Genomic DNA, 6,324 nt, shown 5'->3' with positions numbered 1-6,324 from the left:
TCACTTAACAACATCCGAGATTAGTCGTCTTGTCGACCCTCTAGTCGGCGGTGTCATTTTATTTACGCGTAACTTCGAATCACAAGCACAGCTTGCTTCTTTGATTGGCCAAATTCGCGCTGCCAGAAGAGACGTTATTATTGCCGTTGACCATGAAGGAGGACGCGTGCAGCGTTTTCGCGAAGGTTTTACGAAGCTACCATGCATGCAAACACTCGGGATGGCGTATGAAATTAACAAGGAAAACGCACTCCGCGACGCAAAAGAACTCGGTTGGTTAATGGCGTCGGAGTTGCGCGCTTTCGATATCGATATTAGCTTTGCACCGGTCATGGATAGAGATTACGGTATTTCTGATGTGATCGGTGATCGCGCATTTTCGTCTGATCCAACCATTATTGTAGCGCTATGTTCTGCGTTTATCGCCGGTATGCATGAAGCTGGTATGGCGAGCACGGGAAAGCATTTTCCTGGGCATGGCGCGGTGAGCGCAGACTCGCACGTAGACATTCCGGTTGACGGTCGATCACTTGAGGAAATTACGTCTCACGATATGCGTATCTTCAAAGAGATGTGCGAGCATGGCATGGATGCTGTTATGCCGGCACATGTTATTTATCCAAAGGTTGACGACCAACCCGCCGGGTTTTCGCGCATATGGATTGATATTTTGAGAAACGATTGTCAGTTTAGTGGCGTTATATTCAGCGATGACTTGTCAATGGAGGGCGCTACTGTAGCAGGAGGCTTTGAGGCACGTGCGGATGCGGCGTTGTCAGCAGGGTGCGATATGGTTTTAGTGTGCAACAACCCTCTCGCTGCAGACGCGGTGGTTACACACCTAGCTGATTTTGAGTCAAGCGCCCAATCTAGCGCCCGCTTAACTAATATGCTTGGCAAGACACGTATAGGATGGGCTGAGCTCAGGCAAACGGAACGTTGGCGTAACGCCGTAAAACTTGCAAACCAACTTAATTCTAGAGGAGCTTAGAGATGGATATTCTAGCTAGTTTGAATGCATTTTTAACTGGTTTGGGCTATGAGGATGCCGCAGCCCAAAGCGCGATAGAGATATTCGCAGTCGTGTTACTTACTGCGCTAGCTAGCTTCGTGTCAAAGCGCGTTTTTACGCATATTGAGCACCATTTTGAAAAGACTGAAAATCTTTGGGATGACGCACTGTTGCACGCTGCCCGGAGGCCAGCATCGCTTGCGATTTGGATTATTGGCCTTTCTATGGCGGCCTACACGGCCAACAGATATGCGGATATCGCGGCCTTCGATTTGGTAGAGCCGTTGCAGCGTATTGGTGTGATCTTCTGTCTTACTTGGTTCGTTGTCGGGTTTATCGCTCATACTGAGAACCTGCTTGTCGATCCCGAGCGCGTTCGAGAGCCTATGGATCAGACAACAGTCCATGCGCTCGGAAAGCTACTGCGTGCTTCGATTATCATTACGGCAGTGCTTGTTGCCCTGCAAACACTTGGTTTTAGTATCAGTGGTGTGCTTGCATTTGGTGGTATCGGCGGTATTGCAGTCGGTTTCGCAGCGAAGGATCTATTGGCGAACTTTTTTGGTGGCTTAATGATCTACCTTGACCGACCTTTTGTCGTTGGTGATTGGATTCGTTCACCAGATCAGGAGATTGAAGGAACCGTTGAAAAGGTTGGCTGGCGCTTAACGACCATTCGCACCTTTGACAAACGCCCTCTCTACGTTCCAAATCAAGTTTTTGCGAATATTTCAGTGCAGAATCCATCTAGAATGAGTCACCGTCGAATCTATGAGAAGGTGGGCATTCGGTATGATGATGCCAAACAGCTCGAAACTGTTGTTTCTAAAGTTAAAACGATGCTACAAAATCATCCTGACCTTGATACAGAGCAAACACTAATCGTTAATTTTGATGCGTTTGGTGCCTCCTCTTTAGACTTCTTTATTTATACCTTTACCAAGACAACAAACTGGATCGAATACCACACAGTAAAACAGAAAGTGTTGGTTGAGATTATAAAGATCATCGAAGGTGAGGGCGCAGAGTTTGCGTTCCCAACATCAACGGTGCATTTGCCAGAACTGGTTAATAGTGGGCTTGCTCATAATATCGAAGAGCCAAAGCCCTGATTTGGTTTTGTGCCTTGGTTAATTCGGAGTAGAAGAATGTACGCAATTGTTGGTGGCACGGGACTGAATGCACTTTCCGGCTTCGCTGAGAGTGATAGACACACCGTTGATACACCCTTTGGTCAGCCTAGCGGGTCCATTGTTACGGGTGCCTATCACGGAAGGGACGTGTGTTTTTTGGCGCGACATGGGCAGCCTCACTCAATTCCTCCACATAAAATAAACTACCGCGCAAATATGTTTGCACTCAAGCAACTTGGGGTGACCGACGTGATCGCGATCAATGCTGTCGGAGGCATTCATAGCCATATGCCGCCGGAGGCTTTGTCGGTGCCTGATCAGATTATCGATTACACTTGGGGGCGGGAGCACACGGTCCATGATGGCACCAGTGCTGAGCTTGGGCACATTGATTTTACCGAGCCTTATGCGCAATCTATTCGCAAAGGCTTGATACAGGCTGCGAGGCGGGCAAATATTGAAGTATTGCCGTGTGGTGTTTACGCAGCGACCAATGGTCCGCGTTTGGAAAGTGCGGCTGAAGTGATGCGCATAAAACAGGATGGCGGCGATATGATCGGCATGACCGGTATGCCAGAGGCTTCGCTTGCGATTGAGCTAGGCCTTAAATACGCATGCTTAGCCGTAAGTGTTAACTGGGCCGCTGGCTTGCATGGTTTAGCGCCCATTACGATGCAGGAAATTAAAGCTGCACTTGCTAATGGCATTGTATCTGTCGAGCAGGTGCTTGCCGCGTACTTGTCGTCGACCACAGAATAGACCGCTCACTGAGCATTCATGACAAACTTCGTGCTTAGGCTTGACTAAGGTGCGTTAGGCGCAATGAGCATTAACCACCACGTGGGTTAACGATTGTAGCGCGCTAACCAGCGATCGAGCACATTCGCAAATTCTTGAATATCTCTTTGGCCCAAAGGCTTTGGGCCACCGCTTTGAACACCGCTGGCGCGCATCGTTTCCAAAAAATCCCGCATATTTAAGCGCTGCTTGATGTTCTCTTTGGTCAGTGCTTGGCCGCGAGTATTGATCACAGTTGCTCCTTTTGTAAGAACAGCGTCTGCCAGAGGAATATCTTGAGTGATCACGAGATCGCCAATGGCGGCCTGGTCCTCTATCAAATCGTCTGCCACGTCAAAGCCGGATGAAACCGTCAAACTTCGCACCTGGGTGTAACCTTGTGGTATCGGGATCGCATGATTGGCCACAAACGTGATCTCCACGCCTGTGCGCTTAGACGCCCTCAATAAGATTTCCTTAATCTGTTTTGGACAAGCGTCGGCATCGACCCATATCGCCGTCATAAAGACTCGCTAGCTTCAATGCGTTTAATGGAGATAATCATGCCTAAATAGGGGTGGTCAAGGTAATGAATCTCGCTATTTTTTATCCTTCGGCTTTGCTTAAAGGTAAAGGATTTTACGTTGATCAAACTTGAGCTTAGCGTTGTATCGCTTGAGCCTTCGCTTTTTGTATGAGCCGCAGGAATGAATAAGGCGCTGATTGGTGCGCGATCGTAGAAGGGTTTTTCGAAATATTCTAACAACGTACGATATCGCACGGTCTTTTTGAAATAATAATCAATATGTACTTCGGCATGCATGTAACGAGATCGTCGAATCACTAGCTGACCTAGATACGCCTCAGTGGGCTCTGAGATTTTCTGCTCGAGGTTTACTTCTTCGCCTTCAATCTGGGCGGGGGAGCAAATCCAGCTCCAAAACGGGCAATCGAAAGGGCGCGTTTCGGAACTCAAACGGATTGGTAGCGAGCGCGTATCGTTCGTTATTTGTTCTTGCCAAGCACCTTGACTCAAAACCATATACCCTTGCTCATTGAGTCGATCGGCTTGCCCCGCCAACGACAGCTGTGAAAGCGCATCCAGTCCAACTCTTTGGAGTGGCGACAAGGGCTCCGCGAGATACGGGAAAACAGTCAAATAGGCTTCAGCAGGCGGAGCGGTGTTTGATGCTTTCTCAAACTCAAGGATTGAAAGGTCTGGCGTGGCTTGTTTAAACAACACAAACTCAATCTGGTAAAGGTTCTCGGTATCCTCGGCAAACGCGAATGAAGCCAACAACGTTGCAGCGAGGAGAATCGCCGCAAAGCCCTTAAACAGCTGACTGATAATACTAAATACGTTCAACGACATGTCCTTTTGGCTTTATGAGGCTGGCTTCGCCAGTGATTTAATAAGTTCGCGGACTTCTTCGATTTTATCATCTGGTGTTGACGACTTAAGTTCAAAGCGAAGCCTATTGGCGCCTTCTAGCCGATAGATATGCGGCGCCTTTTGAACCAATTGTACAAGAGCTAGAGGATCAACAGTAGTTTGCTTGCCAAATTCAAAGCTACCACTTGTTGCCCCCGCATCCACTTTCAGTATTCCTAGCTTTTCAGCGTCGAGTTTTAGCTCAGCTTGCCGAAGCAGGTTCTTCGTTGGCTCGGCTAACAAACCAAAGCGATCAATCATTTCGACTTGAAGGTCTTTTAACTCACTGTACGAACGACAGCTTGCAATGCGTTTGTAGAGAACAAGTCTCGCATGTACATCGGGCAAGTAATCTTCAGGAATTAAGGCCGGTATGCGTAGGTTAACTTCCGTGCCATGCATGCTCTCCTCAAGATCAAGTTCGCTACCATCTTGCAGAGAACGAACGGCTTGTTCTAGTAGTTCCATGTAAAGTGAGAAACCAACACTTTGGATCTGCCCGCTCTGTTCTTCGCCCAGTAATTCACCGGCGCCGCGTATTTCCAAATCATGCGTGGCGAGCATGAACCCGGCACCGAGGTCTTGTGCTGCCGAAATTGCCTCAAGCCGTTTCTCTGCATCTCGTGTTAAACGTTTTTCAGCCGGAGTGAGGAGATACGCATAGGCTTGGTGATGTGACCGTCCAACGCGACCTCGTAATTGATGAAGTTGAGCAAGTCCAAATTTATCGGCCCGATCAATGATGATGGTATTGGCATTTGGTATGTCAATGCCCGTTTCAATAATGGTCGAGCAGACAAGTACATTAAAGCGCTGATGATAGAAGTCCGACATAGCTTGTTCGAGTTCACGTTCGCGCATCTGGCCGTGCGCAAAACTCACCCGGCTTTCGGGAACAAGTTTTTGCAGATACTCAACTTCCTTCTCTATATTTTTTACGTCGTTAAACAAGTAATACACTTGCCCGCCTCGTAATACCTCACGAAGCACAGATTCGCGAATAAGCGCATCTTGTTTTTGTCTGACGAACGTTTTAACCGACAGTCGTCTTGCCGGTGGTGTTGCAATAATCGATAGGTCTCGAACACCACCCATCGCCATGTTGAGAGTCCGAGGAATTGGGGTGGCGGTCAGCGTCAGAATGTCGACCTCTGCCCTTAACGCTTTGAGCTTCTCTTTTTGCTGAACCCCAAAGCGATGCTCCTCGTCAATGATCAGCAAGCCGAGGTTTTTGAACTTAATATCACCTTGAATTAACTTGTGCGTACCGACGAGTATATCTACGTCGCCATCTGTAACGCGCTTGAGGATTTTATCTTGCTCTTTAGCGGTCTTAAAGCGAGAGATGAGTTCGATATTAACTGGCGAATCAGCAAAGCGGTCACGAAAACTTTGGTAGTGCTGCTGGGCGAGAAGTGTCGTCGGCACCAATACTGCGACTTGCTTGCTAGAGTAGCTTGCGATGAACGCAGCACGCATCGCCACTTCCGTTTTGCCAAACCCTACGTCGCCGCACACTAGGCGATCCATCGGTTGAGTGCGCGTCATGTCTTGTACAACGGCATTAATCGTCGTTGCTTGATCAGGCGTCTCTTCAAACGGAAAGCCCGCACAAAATGCTCTATATGACTGACCAGGGTGGTCGTATTTAAAACCTTCTTTTGCGGCGCGTTTGGCATACACTTCTAACAATTCCGCGGCGGTATCGCGAATCTTCTCAAGCGCTTTCTGTTTGGCAGTGCTCCATTTTTCGGTACCTAATCGATGTAATGGAGCGAGTGCTTCGTCCGTCCCGCTATAACGGGATATCAGATTCAAGGAGGCTATTGGCACGTAGAGCTTTGATCCGCCAGCGTACTCGAGCGTTAAAAACTCATCGGTCATACCGTCGACACTGATGGTTTCGAGGCCGCGGTAACGACCTACGCCATGATCAATGTGGACGACAGGTGCGCCGATGCGTAACTCGG

Annotated in this window: 6 protein-coding genes; 3 read left to right on the top strand and 3 right to left on the bottom strand. The window is 48.5% G+C overall.

Annotated elements, in window-relative coordinates:
• The 3 genes from nagZ to A3750_RS09740 all read left to right on the top strand — a co-directional run.
• The coding region (gene nagZ / locus A3750_RS09750) for a beta-N-acetylhexosaminidase (RefSeq protein ID WP_231871780.1) at window positions 1–991 on the top strand (991 nt) is incomplete at its 5' end.
• Between the two features lie 2 nt (window positions 992–993).
• On the top strand, window positions 994–2,124 hold the full coding sequence (locus A3750_RS09745; protein ID WP_068464500.1) for a mechanosensitive ion channel family protein: 1,131 nt from the start codon (window positions 994–996) through the stop codon (window positions 2,122–2,124).
• A 36-nt stretch (window positions 2,125–2,160) separates the two neighbouring features.
• On the top strand, window positions 2,161–2,904 hold the full coding sequence (locus tag A3750_RS09740; protein ID WP_068457825.1) for an S-methyl-5'-thioinosine phosphorylase: 744 nt from the start codon (window positions 2,161–2,163) through the stop codon (window positions 2,902–2,904).
• An 86-nt stretch (window positions 2,905–2,990) separates the two neighbouring features.
• On the opposite strand, the gene A3750_RS09735 is transcribed toward A3750_RS09740, so the two are convergent.
• The 3 genes from A3750_RS09735 to mfd form a co-directional block, all read right to left on the bottom strand.
• Complete coding sequence (locus A3750_RS09735; RefSeq protein WP_068457233.1) at window positions 2,991–3,446, bottom strand: YaiI/YqxD family protein; 456 nt, start codon at window positions 3,444–3,446, stop codon at window positions 2,991–2,993.
• On the bottom strand, window positions 3,443–4,288 hold the full coding sequence (locus A3750_RS09730) for a CsiV family protein (protein ID WP_197466361.1): 846 nt from the start codon (window positions 4,286–4,288) through the stop codon (window positions 3,443–3,445). The genes A3750_RS09735 and A3750_RS09730 overlap by 4 nt, the downstream gene beginning before the upstream one ends.
• A gap of 18 nt (window positions 4,289–4,306) precedes the next feature.
• On the bottom strand, window positions 4,307–6,324 hold a 2,018-nt coding region (mfd, locus tag A3750_RS09725), incomplete at its 5' end, for a transcription-repair coupling factor (RefSeq protein ID WP_068548219.1).

The sequence above is a fragment of the Oleiphilus sp. HI0079 genome (assembly GCF_001635105.1).
Note: the sequence above shows the minus strand (reverse complement) of the source record. Positions and strands in the feature narration are given on the sequence as shown.